Annotated in this window: 13 protein-coding genes; 5 read left to right on the top strand and 8 right to left on the bottom strand. The window is 71.3% G+C overall.

The window, feature by feature from the left end; all coding sequences use genetic code 11:
• The first annotated feature begins 20 nt into the window (after positions 1–20).
• Together ACWD1Z_RS16880 and ACWD1Z_RS16875 are read left to right on the top strand one after the other, a co-directional pair.
• Positions 21–3,638, top strand: a complete 3,618-nt coding sequence (locus tag ACWD1Z_RS16880; protein ID WP_451119363.1) for a hydantoinase B/oxoprolinase family protein — start codon at positions 21–23, stop codon at positions 3,636–3,638.
• On the top strand, positions 3,619–4,224 hold the full coding sequence (locus tag ACWD1Z_RS16875) for a GTP-binding protein (protein WP_389420614.1): 606 nt from the start codon (positions 3,619–3,621) through the stop codon (positions 4,222–4,224). The genes ACWD1Z_RS16880 and ACWD1Z_RS16875 overlap by 20 nt, the downstream gene beginning before the upstream one ends.
• A gap of 76 nt (positions 4,225–4,300) precedes the next feature.
• Here ACWD1Z_RS16875 and glpK read toward each other — a convergent pair whose 3' ends face one another.
• The 5 genes from glpK to ACWD1Z_RS16850 all read right to left on the bottom strand — a co-directional run bounded on the left by glpK (position 4,301) and on the right by ACWD1Z_RS16850 (position 10,287).
• Entirely contained in the window at positions 4,301–5,812 is a 1,512-nt protein-coding gene (glpK, locus tag ACWD1Z_RS16870; protein ID WP_451119361.1) for a glycerol kinase GlpK, read from the bottom strand.
• Positions 5,813–5,834: 22 nt separating this feature from the next.
• On the bottom strand, positions 5,835–6,560 hold the full coding sequence (locus ACWD1Z_RS16865) for an MIP/aquaporin family protein (protein WP_451119359.1): 726 nt from the start codon (positions 6,558–6,560) through the stop codon (positions 5,835–5,837).
• A gap of 330 nt (positions 6,561–6,890) precedes the next feature.
• Positions 6,891–8,549: an EAL domain-containing protein gene (locus tag ACWD1Z_RS16860; RefSeq protein WP_451119357.1), complete on the bottom strand. Its 1,659-nt coding sequence runs from the start codon at positions 8,547–8,549 to the stop codon at positions 6,891–6,893.
• 120 nt (positions 8,550–8,669) lie between these two features.
• Positions 8,670–9,860: a lipid-transfer protein gene (locus ACWD1Z_RS16855; RefSeq protein WP_451119355.1), complete on the bottom strand. Its 1,191-nt coding sequence runs from the start codon at positions 9,858–9,860 to the stop codon at positions 8,670–8,672.
• A 4-nt stretch (positions 9,861–9,864) separates the two neighbouring features.
• On the bottom strand, positions 9,865–10,287 hold the full coding sequence (locus ACWD1Z_RS16850) for a Zn-ribbon domain-containing OB-fold protein (protein ID WP_451119698.1): 423 nt from the start codon (positions 10,285–10,287) through the stop codon (positions 9,865–9,867).
• A gap of 159 nt (positions 10,288–10,446) precedes the next feature.
• Here ACWD1Z_RS16850 and ACWD1Z_RS16845 point away from each other — a divergent pair, with 159 nt between their 5' ends.
• Positions 10,447–10,983 carry an NUDIX domain-containing protein gene (locus ACWD1Z_RS16845; RefSeq protein ID WP_451119354.1) on the top strand — a complete coding sequence of 179 codons (537 nt, stop codon included), beginning with the start codon at positions 10,447–10,449 and terminating at the stop codon, positions 10,981–10,983.
• A gap of 2 nt (positions 10,984–10,985) precedes the next feature.
• Here the strand turns inward: ACWD1Z_RS16845 and ACWD1Z_RS16840 are convergent, their stop codons facing one another.
• Positions 10,986–13,352 (bottom strand): glycoside hydrolase family 31 protein, encoded by a 2,367-nt coding sequence (locus ACWD1Z_RS16840; protein ID WP_451119352.1) that lies wholly within the window; start codon positions 13,350–13,352, stop codon positions 10,986–10,988.
• A gap of 212 nt (positions 13,353–13,564) precedes the next feature.
• Here ACWD1Z_RS16840 and ACWD1Z_RS16835 point away from each other — a divergent pair, with 212 nt between their 5' ends.
• A complete protein-coding gene (locus ACWD1Z_RS16835; RefSeq protein ID WP_451119350.1) occupies positions 13,565–15,532 on the top strand; it encodes an acetoacetate--CoA ligase in 1,968 nt (655 codons plus the stop codon).
• Between the two features lie 132 nt (positions 15,533–15,664).
• Entirely contained in the window at positions 15,665–16,558 is an 894-nt protein-coding gene (locus ACWD1Z_RS16830; RefSeq protein WP_451119348.1) for a hypothetical protein, read from the top strand.
• Positions 16,559–16,628: 70 nt separating this feature from the next.
• Here the strand turns inward: ACWD1Z_RS16830 and ptsP are convergent, their stop codons facing one another.
• Complete coding sequence (ptsP, locus tag ACWD1Z_RS16825; protein WP_451119346.1) at positions 16,629–18,299, bottom strand: phosphoenolpyruvate--protein phosphotransferase; 1,671 nt, start codon at positions 18,297–18,299, stop codon at positions 16,629–16,631.
• Positions 18,300–18,378: 79 nt separating this feature from the next.
• On the bottom strand, positions 18,379–18,828 hold the full coding sequence (locus ACWD1Z_RS16820; RefSeq protein ID WP_451119344.1) for a PTS sugar transporter subunit IIA: 450 nt from the start codon (positions 18,826–18,828) through the stop codon (positions 18,379–18,381).
• Positions 18,829–19,363 lie beyond the last annotated feature (535 nt).

Genomic DNA, 19,363 nt, shown 5'->3' with positions numbered 1-19,363 from the left:
CGCGGAAGCGGGGTACTGACGTGACTGGCTGGCAGTTCTGGGTCGACCGGGGCGGCACCTTCACCGACATCGTCGCGCGACGACCGGACGGCCGCCTGCTCACGCACAAGCTGCTCTCGGAGAACCCGGCACGCTACGCCGACGCGGCCGTGGAGGGCGTACACCGGCTGATGAACGGCTCGACGGAGCCCGTCGAGGCGGTCCGGATGGGCACCACCGTCGCCACCAACGCCCTCCTGGAACGCAAGGGCGAACGCACCCTCCTGATCGTCACCCGCGGCTTCCGCGACGCCCTGCGCATCGCCTACCAGAACCGCCCCCGCATCTTCGCCCGCCGCGTCGAACTCCCCGAGCTGCTGTACGAGCGGGTCGTCGAGGTCGACGAGCGCATCGCCGCCGACGGCACCGTCCTGCGCGCCCCCGACCTGGAAGCCCTCACCGGGCCGCTGCGCCAGGCCTACGACGACGGGATCCGCGCCGTCGCCGTGGTGTGCATGCACAGCCACCTCCACCCGGCCCACGAACAGGCCGTCGGACAGCTCGCCGCCCGGACCGGCTTCCCCCAGATCTCGCTGTCCAGCGAGGTCAGCCCGCTGATGAAACTCGTCCCGCGCGGGGACACCGCCGTGGTCGACGCCTACCTCTCGCCCGTACTGCGCCGCTACGTCCGGCACGTCGCCGACGCACTCCACGGGGTGCGGCTGATGTTCATGCAGTCCAACGGTGGCCTCGCGGAGGCAGGGCAGTTCCGCGGGAAGGACGCCATCCTCTCCGGGCCCGCCGGCGGCATCGTCGGCATGGCCCGCATGTCGCAGCTGGCCGGCTTCGACCGGGTCATCGGCTTCGACATGGGCGGCACCTCCACCGACGTGTCGCACTTCGCGGGCGAGTACGAACGCGTCTTCACCACGCGGATCGCCGGTGTCCGGCTGCGCGCCCCCATGCTCGACATCCACACCGTGGCGGCGGGCGGCGGCTCCGTCCTCCACTTCGACGGCTCCCGCTACCGGGTGGGGCCCGACTCGGCGGGCGCGGCCCCCGGCCCCGCCTGCTACCGCGGCGGCGGCCCGCTCACCGTCACGGACGCCAATGTCATGCTCGGCCGTATCCAGCCGGCCCACTTCCCGCCGGTGTTCGGCCCGGACGGCGACCAGCCGCTCGACGCGGACCTGGTCCGCGACCGGTTCGCCGCCCTCGCGCGCGAGATCAGGCAGCGGACCGGCGACGACCGCACCCCCGAGCAGGTCGCCGAGGGCTACCTGCGGATCGCCGTCGCCAACATCGCCAACGCGGTCAAGCGGATCTCCGTGCAGAAGGGCCACGACGTCACCCGCTACGCCCTCACCACCTTCGGCGGTGCGGGCGGCCAGCACGCCTGCGCGGTCGCCGGCTCGCTCGGCATCCGCACCGTCCTCGTCCCGCCCATGGCCGGTGTCCTGTCCGCGCTCGGCATCGGCCTCGCCGACACCACCGCCATGCGCGAACAGTCCGTCGAAGCCCCCCTCGAAGCGGCCTCGATGCCCGGCGTCCGCAAGACCGCCGACGACCTGGAAGCCGCCGCCCGCGCCGAACTCCACGCCGAAGACGTCCCCGAGGACCGCGTGAAGGTCACCCGCCGCGCACAGCTCCGCTACGACGGCACCGACACCACCCTCACCGTCGAGCTGACCGAGCCCGACACAATGCGCCGCACTTTCGAAGAACGTCATCGCGCCACGTACTCCTTCACCCTCGACCGCCCGATCGTCGTCGAAGCCCTCTCCGTCGAAGCCACCGGCATCACCGAACCCCCCGATCTCTCCACCCTGGCCACCCACCAGGGCCGCGCCTCCACCCCCGGCACCGTCCGCCTCCACACGGGCGGCGCCTGGCGCGACGTACCCCTCCACCGCCGCGAGGACCTTCCTCCCGGCGAGTCCGTCACCGGCCCCGCGATCGTCACCGAGGCCGGCGCGACGACCGTCGTCGACGACGGCTGGCGGGCCGCGACGACCGACGACGGGCATCTGGTCATGGAACGCACGGCGATTACGGAGAGTTCCGATCTCGACACGAAAGCGGATCCCGTTCTGCTGGAGGTCTTCAACAACCTCTTCATGTCGATCGCCGAACAGATGGGCGCCCGCCTGGAGTCCACCGCCCAGTCCGTCAACATCAAGGAGCGCCTGGACTTCTCCTGCGCCCTCTTCGACCCCGATGGAAACCTGGTGGCCAACGCCCCGCACATCCCCGTCCACCTGGGTTCGATGGGCACCAGCGTCAAGGAGGTCGTCCGGCGCCGCGGCGACTCGATGCGGCCCGGCGACACCTACGCGGTCAACGACCCGTACCACGGCGGCACCCACCTGCCCGACGTCACCGTGATCACTCCGGTCTTCGACACGCAGGGTGAGCGGATCCTCTTCTACGTCGCCTCCCGCGGCCACCACGCCGAGATCGGCGGTATCGCCCCGGGCTCCATGCCCGCGAACAGCCGCACCATCGAGGAGGAGGGCATCCTCTTCGACAACTGGCTGCTCGCCGAGGACGGCCGCTTCCGCGAGGCGGAGACCCTCCGCCTGCTCACCGAGGCGCCCTACCCCTCCCGGAACCCGCAGACCAACCTCGCCGACCTGCGCGCCCAGATCGCGGCCAACCGCAAGGGCGCCGACGAAGTCGCCCGCATGATCGAGGAGTTCGGCCTCGCTGTCGTCCAGGCCTACATGCGGCACGTCCAGGACAACGCCGAGGAGGCCGTCCGCCGTGTCATCGACGCCCTCGACGACGGCGAGTACGCCTACGAGACCGACTCCGGCGCCGTCATCCGCGTCCACGTGCGCGTGGACCGCGAGAACCGCTCCGCCACCGTCGACTTCAGCGGCACGTCACCGCAGCTGACCACCAACTTCAACGCCCCCAGCTCCGTGGTCGCCGCGGCCGTCCTGTACGTGTTCCGCACCCTCGTCGACGACGACATCCCGCTCAACGACGGCTGTCTGCGGCCCCTGAGCATCGTCGTACCGCCCGGCTCCATGCTCGCCCCCGAACCGCCGGCCGCGGTCGTCGCGGGCAACGTGGAGACGTCCCAGGCGATCACCGGTGCGCTCTACGCGGCGCTCGGCGTCCAGGCCGAGGGCTCCGGCACCATGAACAACGTCACCTTCGGCAACGCACGCCACCAGTACTACGAGACCGTCGCCTCCGGATCCGGCGCGGGCGACGGCTTCCCCGGCGCGCCCGTCGTCCAGACCCATATGACCAACTCGCGGCTCACCGACCCCGAGGTCCTGGAATGGCGCCTGCCGGTGCGGCTGGAAGAATTCGCCGTCCGGCGCGGCAGCGGCGGGGCCGGACGGTGGCGCGGCGGTGACGGTGCCGTGCGCCGGATCCGCTTCCTCGACCCCATGACCGTCTCCACGCTCTCCCAGCACCGCAGAGTCCCTCCGTACGGTCTGGCAGGCGGTGCACCCGGTGCGCTCGGCGCCAACCGCGTGGAACGGGCGGACGGGACGGTCACCGCACTCGCCGGCAGCGACACGGCGGACGTCGGCCCCGGCGACGTACTCGTCATCGAAACCCCCGGCGGCGGAGGCTACGGCACACCGTCGCCCGACCCCCATCAAGCAGGAGAAGAGAACGATGATCTTCGGGCGTTCTGAGCGCGGCAAGCCCCCGGTCGAGCCCGTCACGCTCAAGATCCTGGTGGCCGGCGGCTTCGGGGTGGGCAAGACCACCCTGGTCGGCGCGGTCAGCGAGATCAGGCCGCTGCGCACCGAGGAGTTCCTCACCGAGGCCGGCCGCCCCATCGACGACACGCGCGGGGTGGAGGGCAAGAACACCACCACCGTGGCGATGGACTTCGGCCGCATCACCCTGCGCGAGGATCTCGTGCTGTACCTGTTCGGGACACCCGGCCAGGAGCGGTTCTGGTTCATGTGGGACGAGCTCTCCGAGGGCGCGCTCGGTGCCGTCGTACTGGCGGACACGCGCCGCCTGGAGGACTGCTTCGCCGCCGTCGACTACTTCGAGCGACGCTCCATACCCTTCCTCGTCGGTGTCAACTGCTTCGAGGGATCAGCCCGTTACCCGGCCGACGACATCAAGCGGGCCCTCGACCTCGACGAGGACGTACCCGTCGTGCTGTGCGACGCGCGCGACCGGGAGTCCGTGAAGGAAGTCCTCATCGGCGTCGTCCAGCACGCCATGGCCCACGCGGCGGACCGCAGGCAGGCCGTCACCACCTGACCCCGCGTGCGCACGGCCCGTACCCCCGCCGACCGGGGTACGGGCCGCGGCTCGTGGAGGCCGCACGCGCGCGTGCCTACTCCTCGCCGTCCTCCAGCCAGCCGAAACTCTTCTCCACCGCCTTGCGCCAGTTGCGGTACTCCCGGTCCCGCACCGCCGCGTCCATCGACGGCGTCCACTCGACGTCCCTCTGCCAGTGGGCCTTCAGCTCGTCGAGGTCGTTCCACACACCGGTCGCGAGCCCGGCCGCGTACGCGGCGCCCAGACAGGTCGTCTCGGACACCCTGGGCCGGATCACCGGCACATCGAGCACATCCGCCTGATGCTGCATGAGCAGATTGTTCTGCGTCATGCCGCCGTCCACCTTCAGGGTGGTGATCCGCACGCCGGAACCCTGGTACATGGCGTCCACGACCTCGCGCGTCTGCCAGCTCGTCGCCTCCAGCACCGCGCGCGCGAGATGCGCCTTCGTGACGTACCGGGTGAGCCCGGTGACCACCCCGCGCGCGTCGGAGCGCCAGTACGGCGCGAACAGGCCGGAGAAGGCAGGCACGATGTACGCGCCGCCGTTGTCCTCGACGCTCGCCGCCAGCGACTCGATCTCGTCCGCGGAGCGGATGATGCCGAGCTGGTCGCGGAACCATTGGACCAGCGCGCCCGTCAGGGCAATCGACCCCTCCAGGCAGTACACCGGCGCCTCCCCGCCGATCTTGTAGCCCATCGTCGTCAGCAGGCCGTTCTTCGACGGCACCGGCCGGTTGCCGGTGTTGAGCAGCAGGAAGCTGCCCGTGCCGTACGTGTTCTTCGCGGTGCCCACGTCGTAGCAGGCCTGCCCGAAGACCGCCGCCTGCTGGTCGCCGAGCGCGGAGGCCACCGGGACGCCCGCGAGCTGGCCCACGGCGGTGCCGTACACCTCGGCGGAGGAGCGGATCTCGGGCAGTACCGCCTCGGGGACGTTCATGGCGGAGAGGATCGAGGAGTCCCACTGGAGGGTCTCCAGGTTCATCAGCATGGTGCGGCCGGCGTTCGTCACGTCGGTGACATGCCGGCCGCCGTCCGTGCCGCCCGTGAGGTTCCAGATCAGCCAGGAATCGATGGTGCCGAAGGCGATCTCGCCGCGCTCGGCGCGGGCCCGGAGCCCGGGCACGTTGTCCAGCAGCCAGGCCGCCTTGGGGCCGGAGAAGTAGCTGGCCAGCGGCAGCCCGGTCTGTTCGCGGAACCGGTCCTGCCCGTCCGGGCCGCCGAGCCGGTGGCACAGCGCGGAGGTCCGGGTGTCCTGCCAGACGATCGCGTTGTGCACGGGCTTGCCCGTCGCGCGGTCCCACAGGACGGTCGTCTCGCGCTGGTTGGTGATGCCGAGGGCACTGAGCTGGTCGGCGCGCAGCCCCGCCTTGGCGAGGGCTCCGGCGACCACCGCCTGCACCTTGGACCAGATCTCGGTGGCGTCGTGCTCCACCCAGCCCGGCTTGGGGAAGATCTGGCGGTGTTCGCGCTGGTCGACGGCGACGATGGCGCCGTTCCGGTCGAAGATGATGCAGCGGCTGGAGGTGGTGCCCTGGTCGATAGCGGCGACGAACTTGTCCGTCATGACGTCCCCTTCGTGGGTTCCTTCAGAAGGCTGCGTTGAAGATGAGCCCGGACAGCGCCCCGCCGACCAGCGGTCCCACCACCGGGATCCACGCGTAACCCCAGTCCGAGGTGCCCTTGTTGGGGATCGGCAGCACGGCGTGCGTCAACCGCGGGCCCAGGTCGCGGGCCGGGTTGATGGCGTATCCGGTGGGACCGCCGAGCGACAGACCGATGCCGACCACCAGGAAGGCGACGATCAGGATCGCCGTCCCGGACTGGCCGAGCCCTTCGGTCAGCCCGAACGCCAGGATGGGCAGCACCAGTCCGACGGTCGCGATGATCTCGGTGACGAGGTTCGCCACGGGATGGCGGATCGCGGGCGCGGTGGCGAAGATCCCGAGGGTCGGCTGCGCCTTGTCCTCCTCCGCGTTGGCCTGGAACTGCGCGAAGTAGACCAACCAGCACAGCACCGCGCCGAGGATCGCCCCGACCAGCTGGCCGGCGACGTAGAAGTGCACCGTGTCCCATTCCCCGGTGTCGATGGCGATCCCCAAGGTCACCGCCGGGTTCAGATGCCCGCCGGACAGCGGCGCCGCCGTGTACGCCCCGGCCAGCACTCCGAAGCCCCAGCCGAAGGCGATCACGACCCAGCCCGCGTCCTTGGCCTTGGAGTCGTTCAGTACGACGGCGGCGACGACTCCGGCGCCGAAGAGGATCAGGATCGCGGTTCCGATGACCTCGCCGAGGAAGATGTCTCCGTTGCTCATGGCGGCTCCTAGGCCCTGGCCCGGGGTGATCGACCCCGTTCCTCCGTGCAGGGTGCGTTTCCCATGGCGACTTCAGCCGAAGGCAGGGAAGGACCCGCGCCCCGCCCGGCGTCCGTGACGAGCGTGCCGTCGTCGTCGCATCGCCCCTGGGGATGGCCGTGGCTGGATCAGGCGGAGCCCGCGCGGGCGCAGTGCCTGGTACGCCGTGAATGTACGGCGATGTCGACTGACACCGGAAGTGTTCACCGGTGTCCGAAGGGCGTCAAGGTCGCGGACGGGAACCGTTGAGGGCATGCCGTACCGCCGTACGCGGCACCGCCGGGCTTGGATTCAGCCCCTGCCCGGCTCCACGACCGCCCACTGCGCCTGCGCCTGCGCGGCCGCGGCTCCGGCCCCGCGCCGGATCTCATGGCCCGGCAGCCCCGCACGGCCCAGCACCCAACTGGCCCCGTGCAAGGACTTCGCGGCCTGTTTCAGGGGGGCCAGACAGGCGGCGGCCTGCCGGTGGTCCAGGACGCTCCCCGGCGGGCACAGGACCGTCGCCAGGGAGAGCGTGACGGGACGTCCGCCCGCCGACCAGGGGGCGTCCAGCACGGTGGCGGCCAGCGGATCAAGGCCCTCCGGATCCGCGAGGACCAGGAAGTCGTCGCCGCCGATGTGGCCCACGCGCGTACTGCCGGACGCCGCGTGCTGCAGTGTCCGCCCCACGGCCCGGATCAGCTCGTCGCCCGCCGCGAAGCCCGCACCGTCGTTGACCTGCTTGAAGTGGTCGACGTCGAGCCAGCTCAGGGCGAACGTCCGCCCGTCCGCGATCCGCCGGTCCACCTCGCCGGTGATCGCGTCCGATCCGGGCAGCCGGGTCAGTGGGTTGAGCCCGGCCGCCTCCTCGACCCGCGACTCGGCCAGCGCCCGCACCAGGTCCGCGAGCCGTACGACGCCCACACACCGCCCGTACCGGTCCACGACCGCCACGTCGTCGGACGTACGGTCCCGGTCGCCCACCGCCACGACGTCCAGCACCTCCCAGGCGGTGGCGTCGACGCCGACCGTCCGGGGCGGATCGCCGAGCTTGGACGCCGGCCGGTCGGCGTACAGGGCATGGCCGTAGCGCCCCGACATCGACAGCAGGAAGCGGGAGCGGTGCACCGAGCGCACGGGCACCCCGCGCGTGTCGACGAGCAGCACCCCGGACACCTCGGGTGACCCGGTCAGCAGGGTGCGCACCTGGCCGGCCGACGCGGTGGCCGGCAGCAGCGCGGCGGGCCGGACGAACTCGCGGACGGCCGGACCCGAGGGCTGGGGCGCTCCGCCACCGGGGCGGCGGGGCGGAACGTATACGTCCGCGGCGGGCAGCCGGGCGGGCGGCGCGAACAGCTCGCCCTGCGCCAGCTGCGCGCCGGCCGAAACCGCCGCCGCGCACTGCAATTCGGTCTCGACGCCCTCCACGCACAGGAGCGCCCCCAGCGCGTCGCACAGGGTCCGCATGGCGCGCACGCCCGCCGACCGCGCCAGCAGCGACGCGTCGAGCTTCACCAGGTCCGGCGCCAGATCGACGAGCAGCCGCAGAGGTACGTCACCGTCCCCGACGCCGTCCGCACTGATCCGGAAGCCCTGCTCCCGCACCCCGGCCACCGCCTCCAGCAACGCCTGCTGCGGCACGTGCGTGTACGGCGGGACGATGTCGAGGGTCACCTCCCAGGGCATCCGCCCCACTTCCCGGACCGCCTCGGCCAGTTGGACCAGTCCGCCGAGGTCGGCGAGGGTACCGGCGAAGACGTTGACGTGCAGCGGCAGCAAGGTCTCCTTGCGGGCCGCCGCCCGGACCGCCGACACGGCGAGGCCGCTGTCGAGTTCGGGGTCCCGCCGGGCCTCGGCCAGGATGTCGCCGGTCTCCGGACGGGCAAGGACCTCCAGCCCCGCCACTCCACCGGTCGTCAGATTGACCACCGGCTGAAAGGCGAAGCGGAGCGTATCCGACCAGGAGTGCACGGCAGCATCATCGCCCTCCCTTCACGCACCCGAGCCCAGTTCATGAGACGTTCACGCAGCATTCCGGGATGGTCACAGAGCGTGGAAGGCTCCCGCCCACGCCATCTGCCGCCGGCCGGGTCAGCGCACCGCGATCACTGCCGAACCGTGCCCGAACAGCCCTTGGTTCGCCGAGATGCCCACGCGCGCGCCCGCGATCTGCCGCTCGCCCGCCGCCCCCCGCAACTGCCACGCCAGCTCGCACACCTGGGCCACGGCCTGAGCGGGCACGGCCTCGCCGAAGGAGGCGAGCCCGCCGCTGGCGTTCACGGGTATGCGCCCGCCCGGACCTGTCGCTCCTTCCCTCAGCAACTTCACGCCTTCCCCCTCGGCGCACAGCCCCAGATCCTCGTACCACTGCAACTCCAGTGCGGTGGACAGGTCGTAGACCTCCGCGAGCGAGAGATCCTCGGGCCCGATGCCTGCCTCCTCGTACGCGGCGGTCGCGATCGACGATCGGAACGGCTCCGTGGCCGGCTCCACCGCGACCGCCGAGTCCGTCGCGATGTCCGGCAGATCGAGCACGGTGGTGGGGAAGCGCGGGGTCACCGTGGACACGGCGCGGATCCGCACCGGCTCCGCCACGCCGTGCCGCCGCGCGAACTCCATGCTGGACAGCACCAGTGCGGCCCCGCCGTCCGAGGTCGCGCAGATGTCCAGCAGCCGCAGCGGATCGGCGACCGTCGCGGAGGCCGCCACCTCCTCCGGCGTGACCCGCTTGCGATAACGCGCGTACGGATTCAGCGCTCCCATGACGGAGTTCTTCACCTTGACCTGCGCGAAGTCCTCGGGCGTGTCCCCGTGCACGGCCATGCGCCGACGCGCGTACAGCCCGAAGTACGTCGGGTTCGTCGCCCCGAGCACCCGGAAGCGGAGCCAGTCCGGATCGTCGGGGCGATCCCCTCCCGCCGGCCGGAAGAAGCCCTTGGGGGCGGCGTCGGCCCCGACCACGAGCACCGTCTCGGCGAGCCCCGCCAGGATCTGCGCCCGCGCGGCGCCGATGGCCTGCGCCCCGGACGCGCAAGCCGCGTACACGCTGGTGACCCGGGCCCCCTGCCAGCCGAGGGCCTTCGCGAAGGTGGCCCCGGAGACGTATCCCGGATAGCCGCCCCGCACGGTGTCCGCGCCGACGATCGACCGGACGTCCCGCCAGTCCAGCCCCGCGTCGGCCAGCGCGGCCCGAGCGGCCACCGCCCCGTACTCGACGAAGCCGCGCCCCCACTTCCCCCACGGGTGCATGCCCACCCCGAGCACCGCCACATCCTCCGTCATGTCCTCACCGCCCCCTCGTCGGCCGCCACTGCCAGGTCGTCCGGACGGCCTCCGCGTCCTCATGGAGCACGCCCGGCACGACCTCCACCTCCATGCCCACCGCGAGATCACCGACGGTGACCCCGGGTACGGCCTGCCCCAGCACCACCAGCCGCTCGGCGGCCAGTTCCACGGCGATCAACGTGTACGGCTCCCACGGAAGTTCCGGATTGGTCACATAGGGTGACGGTGGCCGATACCGGCTGTCCGTGTACGACCAGATCCGGCCCCGCCGGGACAGCGGGACCTCCTCCAGATCGCCCCCGGGGCACCCGGGGTTGCGGCAGTGGACGTCCTCGCGGGGGAAGAAGACCGAGGCGCAGGCGGAGCAGCGCGTTCCGAGAAGCCGGAAGTCGTCTCCGTCGCCGGCGAACCATCCGGCGACCACGGGCGTACGTGTACGCGACAAAGCCCCTCCCGGCAAACGGATCTGACGGGACGTCAGAAGTGTGGCACGGGTATCCGCGAAAGGGCAGCGGTCCGCCCGCCCCTGTGCGGCACCCGCCCCCGGAAGACGTCCTTCCCGTGATCGGATACAGTCCGCCGCGTGTCCGAAACTCAACATCCCAACCCCAACTCCGCGCCCGGCTCCCACTGTTCGAGCTGCGGAGCGCCCTTTGGACAGGGCATCACCGGCTGGCCCCGCACCTGCCCGGTCTGCGGCACCGTGGCCTACCGCAACCCGCTCCCGGTCGCCGTCGCGCTCCAGCCCGTGTACGACACCAAGGGCACCGCCCTGGTCGTCATCACCCGAACCGTCGCCCCCGCGCGCGGGGGCATCGCACTGCCCGGCGGTTACCTCGACGACCGCGAGGACTGGCGGCAGGCCCTCGTCCGCGAACTCAAGGAAGAGACCGGCATCGACGCCGCCGCCCGCGACGTACGGCTGGTGGACGCGATGAGCTCCACCGACGGCCACCTGCTGCTCTTCGGTCTTCTCCCGGAGCGCCCGGCCGACAACCTCCCGGCATCCGCCGAGACGGACGAGACCGAGGGCTGGCACCTCCTGCGCCGCCCGGAAGAACTCGCCTTCCCCCTGCACACCGTCGCGGTACGGGCCTGGTTCGAGGGCCGCTACATCTGAGTTCATGCCTGCGCGAGCCCCCGCATCCGCACCGGGTGGGGCGGCTCGCTCACGCCGTCGTCACCCTCCCGCTCCACCACCACCTGCCGGCCCTCCCAGCGGGCGACGTACCGCTCGATCTCCGGTTCGTCCCAGCCGTCGCCCGTGTCCGGCACGACCAGCCCGCCGCCGGTCCTGCCCCGGGCAGGCGCCCACACCTCCAGCTCCAGCCCGCCGTCCTCACCCCGCACGGGCAGGACGGCACCCGCGCGCGCGAGCACCGGGACACGGGACAGCGGCGCGTCGACCAGCACCTGACCCGGACCCTCGTACACCCGCTCCGTCACCGTGTCGTACCACCGCCCCCGCGGCAGCTGCACCGCACGCCGGTCCGTGCCCGGATCGAGCACCGGCGCCACCAGCAGACAGTCCCCCAGCAGGAAGGCGTCCTCACAGTCACGCAGCGCCCGGTCCTCGGGAGCGCCCCACCAGACCGGCCGCACATAGGGCGCCCCGGTACGCCGGGCCAGATGCGCCAGTGTCAGGAAGTACGGCAGCAGCCGCCTGCGCTCCACCAGCGCCACGCGCGCGTGCCCCAACACCTCCGGGCCGAACTCCCACGGCTCCCGGCGCCCCGCCCGCAGACCCGCATGCGTACGGAACAGCGGCAGGTACGCGCCCAGCTGGAACCACCGCAGATACAGCTCGGGCGAGGGGCTCCCGTCGAAGCCGCCCACATCCGGCCCCGAGTACGGCACCCCGCACAGCCCGAGCCCCAGCACCAGCGACAGCGAGACGCGCAGCCCCGGCCACCCCGTCGCCACATCACCCGACCAGGTCCCGCCGTAGCGCTGGAGACCGGCCCACCCGGAGCGGGAGAAGACGAACGGCCGCTCCCGGGGAGCCAGCTCCCGCAGCCCCTCGTACCCGGCCCTGGCCATGCAGAGGGCATAGACGTTGTGCGCCTCGCGATGATCCCCGCCGCGCCCCTCCAGGGAATGCCGGCCGGAGCGAGGCAATGTCGACTCCCCGAAGGCGGTGAACGACGTGGGTTCGTTCACGTCGTGCCAGAACCCCGCGAACCCCTGTGCCAGCCGTTCCTCGTAGAGCCCGCCCCACCACCGCCGCACGCGCGCGTGCGTGAAGTCCGGGTACACCGCCTCCCCGGGCCAGGCGACCCCCTCGACGAGACGGCCGGAGGCGTCCCGCACGAACGCGTCCACCGCCGCTCCGCTGTCGTGGACGTCGTTGCCGGCAGCTGCCTTGACCGCCGGGTCGACGATCGAGACCAGCCGGACCCCGTCCTGTCGCAGCTCCTCCGCGAGCTGGGGCAGCTTGGGGAAGCGGTCCTGGTCGACGGTGAAGACCTGATGGCCGTCATAGTGATCGATGTCCAGATGCACCGCGTCCAGCGGCAGGCCGCGCTCCAGGTAACCCGAAACGATCCGCCGCACCTCCTGCTCACTGCCGAAGCCCCACCGCGCGTGGTGGTGCCCGAGCGCCCACGCGGGCGGCAGCGCCGGCGCCCCGGTGAGCGATGCCCAGGTGAGCAGCACGCGCGCGGGCGTGCCCACCATGACCCAGCAGCGCAGCGGCCCGCCCTCCATGCGCACCTCGCAGGTCCCCGCCCGGTCGTGTCCGGAACCCGCCCCTTCCTCGCCCTCCCGCAGCGTCACCGTGCCGTCCCACGAGGTGTCGTGGAACACCAGATGCGTGGCCGCGTCCGCCACCACCATCTGCACCGGCATCGTGATGTACAGCGGATCCGCGTCCGGCCCGAAGGCATGACCGGGGTCGGTGTTCCACAGGCGGTACGTCCCGTCCCGCAACCGGGGCCCCGACGCCCGCCCGCCGAGCCCGAAGAAGCGCGCGTCCGCGGCCACCTCCGAGCGCTGCATCCACCGGGCGGGCCCGCCCCCCACCGGCTCCCACCACCGAGGCGGCAGATCCCGCCGCAGGGTCACACCACCCGGCGTACGCACCTCCACGGCGCCGTGCCGTGAGACCACCACCGTCACCCGTTCGGCCACCACCCGCCAGCCGCCGTCCTTGTCCGGCTCCAGCACGACCCGGGGATCCGGCTCAGGGCAACGACCGGCAAGCGCGTACGACGGCTCCGGCTCCGCCCCGTCCCAGCCCCAGAAGACGGCGCCGTTCACGGTCACCGTGACGCGCAGCCGCGTCCTGCTGAACCGGAGAACGCCACCGCCGGGGCCGGGCTCCACATCGCGCACGGGACCGGGCACGCGCGCGCGTTCGGCCCCCTTGGGCGGCAGCCCGGCGGCGTCCGCGCGCCGCCTGCGCCATGCCGCCCGCACGGCACGCAACCCTTGCGCCGCCCCCGTAGAACCGACCACCTTCACCGAACGCACCAGGTCACGACCGTCCATGCTGCTCAGCCTGCCATCGGCGGCCCCGCCCGGGTGTGTCGTTCAACTGCCGTTCACCCGTGCCGGGACCACATCTTCACGACGCGGACTATGTGGCGGGCACCCTGGTGCGGGAGTCGATCACATGGCATCGTCCGTGTCAGCCGCGTCACGCGCACACCCCGCTCGTGCGCGGACGACGCACACCACGCGCACAGTCCGGGAGCCGCCCCATGCCGACCCTGAACCCCGAGCCGCTCTGGCAGCCGGATCCGCACCGCATCGCCGACGCGCAGGTCACGAAGTTCCAGGCCTGGGCGGCGGAACGCCACGGAGCACCGGCCGAAGGCGGCTACGCGGCACTGCACCGCTGGTCCGTCGACGAGCTGGACGCGTTCTGGCAAGCGGTCACCGAGTGGTTCGACGTACGGTTCTCGACACCTCCCACGCGCGTGCTCGGCAGCCGTGCGATGCCCGGCGCCCAGTGGTTCCCCGGAGCGACCCTCAACTACGCCGAGCACGCCCTGCGCGCCGCCGCCACCCGCGCGGCCGAACCCGCTCTCCTCCACGTCGACGAGACCCACGAACCGAGCCCGGTGACCTGGGCCGAGCTCCGCCGCCAGGTCGGCTCCCTCGCCGCGGAACTGCGTGCGCTCGGCGTACGCCCCGGTGACCGCGTCAGCGGCTACCTCCCGAACATCCCCCAGGCCGTCGTCGCCCTCCTCGCCACGGCCGCCGTGGGCGGCGTCTGGACCTCCTGCGCCCCCGACTTCGGCGCCCGCAGCGTCCTCGACCGCTTCCAGCAGGTCGAACCGGTCGTCCTGTTCACCGTGGACGGCTACCGCTACGGCGGCAAGGAGCACGACCGCCGCGCCACCGTCGCCGAGCTGCGCCGCGAACTGCCCACCCTGCGCGCCGTCGTCCACATCCCGCTCCTCGGCACCGAGGCCCCCGACGGCGCCCTGGAATGGTCCGCCCTCACCGGCTCCGACACCGAGCCCGTCTTCGAGCAGGTGCCCTTCGACCACCCCCTGTGGGTGCTCTACTCCTCCGGCACCACCGGCCTGCCCAAGGCCATCGTCCAGTCGCAGGGCGGCATCCTCGTCGAGCACCTGAAGCAACTCGGCCTGCACTGCGACCTCGGTCCCGAGGACACCTTCTTCTGGTACACCTCGACCGGCTGGATGATGTGGAACTTCCTCGTCTCCGGCCTCCTCACCGGCACCACGGTCGTCCTCTACGACGGCAGCCCCGGCTACCCCGACACCGGCGCCCAGTGGCGCATCGCCGAACGCACCGGCGCCACCCTCTACGGCACCTCCGCCGCGTACGTCATGGCCTGCCGCAAGGCGGACGTCCACCCGGGACGCGACTTCGACCTCTCCACGGTGCGGTGCGTCGCCACGACCGGCTCACCCCTGCCGCCCGACGGCTTCCGCTGGCTGCACGACGAAGTGCGCGAGGACCTCTGGATCGCCTCCGTCAGCGGCGGCACCGACGTCTGCTCCTGCTTCGCGGGAGCCGTGCCGACCCTGCCCGTGCACATCGGAGAGCTCCAGGCGCCCTGCCTCGGCACCGACCTGCAGTCCTGGGACCCGAGCGGCAAACCCCTCATCGACGAGGTCGGCGAGCTCGTCGTCACCAACCCGATGCCGTCCATGCCGATCCACTTCTGGAACGACCCCGACGGCAGCCGCTACCACGGCAGCTACTTCGACACCTACCCCGGCGTCTGGCGCCACGGAGACTGGATCACCGTCACCTCACGCGGCTCGGTCGTCATCCACGGCCGCTCCGACTCCACGCTCAACCGCCAGGGCGTCCGCATGGGTTCCGCCGACATCTACGAAGCCGTCGAGCGGCTCCCCGAGATCAAGGAATCCCTCGTCGTGGGCATCGAACAGCCCGACGGCGGCTACTGGATGCCGCTCTTCGTGCACCTGACTCCCGGAGCCGTCCTCGACGAGGCCCTGCTGAACCGCATCAAGCAGACCATCCGGGAACAGCTCTCCCCGCGTCACGTCCCCGACGAGGTCATCGAGGTCCCGGGCGTCCCGCACACCCTCACCGGCAAGCGCATCGAGGTACCCGTCAAGCGCCTCCTCCAGGGCACCCCCCTCGACAAGGCCGTCAACCCGGGCTCCATCGACAACCTCGACCTCCTGCACTTCTACGAGGACCTCGCCCGCAAGCGCGCCTGAGCCCTCCGAACCAGCCCCGGCAACCTGGCCTCGGACGCCGCCAAGACGGCAAAGTCCGAGGCCAGAGCCATTGTCAGTGCCGCCGATTACTGTAAGTGAGCATAGATCGACCGTGCACACACAGGGGGAAACATGGCGCACACCGACCACCAGACCATGCGACGCGTCCTGCGCCGGGAAATCGCCGGCACCATCGGCCTGCTCACCGACGAGCACGACTTCCGCGCCATGCGGCGCTATCGCAGCTTCGCCTTCGACGACCACACGACCTATCTCGAACAGGTCGAGGCCCTCCTCAAAACACTTGCCTCTCAAGGCAGCCACACCACAGTGGCCCTCTTCGACCCACTCGAGTACGCCGAATTCTGCGCGGACACTGGCCTGGACCCGGACATCCCCTCGACCCGCACCCGCTTCACCGCCGAACTCGCGACCACCGGCCCCAGCCTCCCCTACGACGGCCGGCCCCTGACCGACCTCGTCCCGGACCTCATCGACGAGGCCGTCCGCCAGGCCACCTGGGAGTACGCCTCCACCCTCCTGGCCCGCCTGGGCGCCTGCGCCACCTGCGGCGAGGACATCGGCCGCGCCGCCTTCGCCCGGGCCTCGTCACTGCTGGTCCGCATCCTCGAAACCGCGCGCCACGGTCACCGGCATCTCGTCTGCAGTGTCTCCGGCACGCCAGAACCCCTGGTCTCCACCCTCCGCGCCGACGAGGACACGAGCGGCACCACAGAACTCGACGAGGCCGAAGCCCTCGAATTCACCACGGTCCTGGCCCTCGGCATCGCCACCCAGAGCCCAGGCGGACTCGTCATGCGCACCAGCACACCCGGCACCACCGACACCATCTACGGCTGGCGCCTGCGCGGAGACGGCCTCGAACCCCTGACCGCGGGGGAGGTCTTCGACGCCTACTGCACCGACGTCGAATCCGGCGATCTCATCTCCCCGGAGTCAGACGTCGACTACACCGTCCCGCCGGACCTGGGGGAGACGGGGACCGCCTCCGGACACACCCACTGAACGGGGGAGGGGCGCCCCACCCGAAGGTGGAGCGCCCCTCTACGACCAGGCGACAGCGCCCAGCGACCGGCTACTCGCCGGACAGCACGGCCTGCGCCGCGCTGCGCGCCTCCTCGGCACTGTCCGTCGCCCGCGCGGCCGCCGCGGCCCGCTCGCACTGCGCGAGCGTGTACTTGGCGAGTGTCGCCCGTACGTAAGGAATCGACGCCGCACCCATGGAGAGGGACGTGACACCCAGACCGGTCAGCACACACGCGAGCAGCGGGTCGGACGCGGCCTCACCGCAGACACCACAGCTCTTGCCCTCCGCCTTCGCCGCCTCCGCGGACAGCGCCACCAGGTCCAGCAGCGCCGGCTGCCACGGGTCCTGCAGACGGGACACCGCGCCCACCTGACGGTCGGCGGCGAACGTGTACTGGGCGAGGTCATTGGTGCCCAGGGACAGGAACTCGACCTCCTGAAGGATCGAGCGAGCCCGCAGCGCCGCCGACGGAATCTCCACCATCGCACCGAACTTCGCCTGAAGCCCGGCCGCACGGCAGGCGTCCGCGAACGCCCTGGCGTCGGCACGGTCGGCCACCATCGGGGCCATCACCTCGAGGTAGACCGGCAGGCCCTCGACCGCCTTGGCGAGCGCCGTCAGCTGGGTACGCAGGATCTCCGGATGGTCGAGCAGCGTCCGCAGACCGCGCACACCCAGCGCCGGGTTCGGCTCGTCGGCCGGAGTGAGGAAGTCCAGCGGCTTGTCCGCGCCCGCGTCCAGCACCCGCACGACGACACGGCCCTCGGGGAAGGCCTCGAGCACCTGACGGTAGGCCTCGACCTGCTTCTCCTCCGACGGAGCGTTCTTGCTGTCGTCGAGGAAGAGGAACTCGGTACGGAACAGACCGACACCCTCGGCACCGGCCTCGACCGCGGCCGGCACGTCCGACGGGCCACCGACGTTCGCCAGCAGCGGCACCTTGTGACCGTCGGCCGTGGCACCGGGACCGGTCGAGGCCGCCAGTGCGGCCTTGCGCTCGGCGGCCGCCGCCTCGAGCTGTCCCTTCTTCTCCTCGCTCGGGTTCACGAAGATCTCGCCGGTGCTGCCGTCGACGGCGATCATCGTGCCCTCGGCCAGCTCACCGACACCGGGCAGTGCCACCACGGCCGGTACACCGAGAGCACGCGCCAGGATCGCGCTGTGGCTGGTCGGGCCGCCCTCCTCGGTGACGAAGCCGAGCACCAGGGTCGGGTCCAGCAGCGCCGTGTCGGCCGGCGCGAGGTCCCGGGCCACCAGGACGTAAGGCTCGTCGCTGTCCGGGACGCCTGGCATCGGCACCCCGAGCAGACGGGCGACGATACGATTCCGCACGTCATCGAGGTCGGCCACCCGACCCGCCAGGTACTCACCGGCACTCGCCAGCAGCTCGCGGTAGGCGGCGAAGGCGTCGTACACCGCCCGCTCCGCGGTGCTGCCGACGGCGATACGGCGCTCGACGTCCGCCATCAGCTCGGGATCCTGGGCCATCATGGCCTGGGCCTCGAGAACCGCCTGGGCTTCGCCCCCGGCCAGATTGCCGCGCGCCATCAGGTCGGCAGCCACAGCCTCCACGGCCTTGCGGGCGCGCCCCTGTTCACGCTCCGCGTCCTGTGCCGGGATCTGCTTGGCCGGCGGTTCGAGGACCGCCGTGCCCATGTGCCGAACCTCGCCGATCGCCACACCGTGGCTCACGCCGACGCCTCGCAGCGTTGTCTCCATCTCACCCGTCTCCGTTAGTGCGGCGGGTCCCGCCGCCGCGGTGGTTGTCCCTACGTGCCGTCAAGGGACGGCGCCGGCGTCACTTCCAGAGGAAGAGGCTGTCGCCGGCCTTCACATCGCCCTCGTCACGGAGATCGGCAAGAGCCTCGGCGGTGGCCTCGAGGGCGACGATCGGGCACACCGGGGACTTTCCGGCGGCCTCGACGGCGGCCGGGTTCCAGCGCACCACGCCCTGACCGCGGGTGACGGTGTCGCCCTTGTTCACGAGCAGCTCGAAGCCCTCGCCGTTGAGCTGCACGGTGTCGATGCCGAGGTGAGTGAGGACTCCGTGGCCCTGCTCGTCCACTACTACGAACGCGTGCGGGTGGAGGGAAACGATCACTCCGTCCACCGGGGACACGGCCTCGGAGGGCTCACGGACGGGGTCGATCGCTGTACCCGGGCCGACCATGGCCCCGGAGAAGACCGGATCCGGCACTGCGGCCAGTCCGATGGCGCGTCCGGCGAGCGGGGACGTCACGGTGGTCATGGGAAGCCTCCCAGGGGTGGAGATCTAAATGGGCCGTCACTGCCTGTACCAGACGGCGCACTGTTCAGCAGGGTATGTCATATGAAGTACCGGTTCCGCATGAGCAAGCCGTCTGGTGGTCTAGACCATAACCCCAAACGATTTGCCCCCGCTCCGCGGCCCCGTGTACAGTCGTACTCCTGCTTGAGGCTGAGTGACGCGCACCAAAACGTCTTTGCCTGGCAGCATCCAACTTGTCAGATCCTATCTCTGGATCCCTTTCTGCATGTCTGCAGGACGGTGGTCAGAGGGCCGGAAAAACCCTGATAGAGTCGGAAACGCAAGACCGAAGGGAAGCCCGGAGGAAAGCCCGAGAGGGTGAGTACAAAGGAAGCGACCGTTCCTTGAGAACTCAACAGCGTGCCAAAAGTCAACGCCAGATATGTTGATACCCCGTCCCTGGTCATCACGGCCGGGACGCGGTTCCTTTGAAGAAAAACACAGCGAGGACGCTGTGAACGGCCGGGCTTATTCCGCCTGGCTGTTCCGCTCTCGT

This window comes from Streptomyces sp. NPDC002784 (assembly GCF_053592135.1).
The sequence above is the reverse complement of the archived record's forward strand: the minus strand, read 5'-3'. Positions and strand labels throughout refer to the sequence as shown.

Coding starts and splice junctions, on each gene's coding strand:
- ACWD1Z_RS16875 (WP_389420614.1), top strand. CDS start 3,619: ATGATCTTCGGGCGTTCTGAGCGCGGCAAGCCCCCGGTCGAGCCCGTC.
- glpK (WP_451119361.1), bottom strand. CDS start 5,812: ATGACGGACAAGTTCGTCGCCGCTATCGACCAGGGCACCACCTCCAGC.
- ACWD1Z_RS16865 (WP_451119359.1), bottom strand. CDS start 6,560: ATGAGCAACGGAGACATCTTCCTCGGCGAGGTCATCGGAACCGCGATC.
- ACWD1Z_RS16855 (WP_451119355.1), bottom strand. CDS start 9,860: ATGACGGAGGATGTGGCGGTGCTCGGGGTGGGCATGCACCCGTGGGGG.
- ACWD1Z_RS16840 (WP_451119352.1), bottom strand. CDS start 13,352: ATGGACGGTCGTGACCTGGTGCGTTCGGTGAAGGTGGTCGGTTCTACG.
- ACWD1Z_RS16835 (WP_451119350.1), top strand. CDS start 13,565: ATGCCGACCCTGAACCCCGAGCCGCTCTGGCAGCCGGATCCGCACCGC.
- ACWD1Z_RS16830 (WP_451119348.1), top strand. CDS start 15,665: ATGGCGCACACCGACCACCAGACCATGCGACGCGTCCTGCGCCGGGAA.
- ptsP (WP_451119346.1), bottom strand. CDS start 18,299: ATGGAGACAACGCTGCGAGGCGTCGGCGTGAGCCACGGTGTGGCGATC.
- ACWD1Z_RS16820 (WP_451119344.1), bottom strand. CDS start 18,828: ATGACCACCGTGACGTCCCCGCTCGCCGGACGCGCCATCGGACTGGCC.